This window comes from Actinoplanes sp. ATCC 53533 (assembly GCF_003947245.1).
In genome coordinates this window covers 1-647 of sequence record NZ_QHHV01000645.1, presented here as the reverse complement: position 1 = coordinate 647, position 647 = coordinate 1, and the positions used below count along the sequence as shown (strand labels likewise).

The following is a 647-nucleotide window of genomic DNA, read 5'->3' as shown; positions in this document are numbered from 1 at the left end:
GGGCCGGCGTGGTCATCCTCGTCCTGTTCGGCCTGCTCTTCGCCAACCTGAACTGGGTGCAGGGCTACAAGGCCGACGAATATCGCACCAACGAATACAACGGCCGCGTCCGGGTGGCCGAATACGAAGTGCCGCGCGGCGTCATCGAGGCGGGGCGTCAGCCGCTGGCCCAGAACAAGCTGACCGACGACACCCTGAAGTACCTCCGGCAGTATCCCGGCGGGCAGGTCTACGCGCCGATCGTCGGCTACAAGCCGGTCAACATCGCCGAGGTCGGCATCGAGCGCAGCGAGAACGAGTTCCTCTCCGGCGCCAGCGACAAGCTCTTCGCCGACCGGGTCAGCGCCATGTTCACCGGTGACAAGGCCGGCGGCGGCAACGTGGTGCTGTCGATCGAGCCCAAGGCGCAGGAAGTGGCCTGGAAGCAGCTCACCAACAACGAGGGAAACGCCAAGAAGGGCTCCGCGGTGGCGATCGACCCGCGCACCGGGGCGATCCAGGCGCTGGCCTCGTTCCCCAGCTACGACCCGAACCCGATGGCCAGCCACGACACGAAGGCGGCCGCGGCGGCGTACGAGAAGCTGAACAAGGACAAGGACAAGCCGCTGCTGAACCGCGCGCTGTCCGAGACCTACCCGCCCGGCTCC

1 protein-coding gene is annotated in these 647 nt (G+C 67.2%); it reads left to right on the top strand.

Annotated elements, in window-relative coordinates; genetic code table 11:
• Nucleotides 1-8 precede the first annotated feature (8 nt).
• A partial coding sequence (locus DMB66_RS60435) for a penicillin-binding transpeptidase domain-containing protein (RefSeq protein ID WP_255441712.1) occupies nucleotides 9-647 on the top strand: 639 nt, incomplete at its 3' end.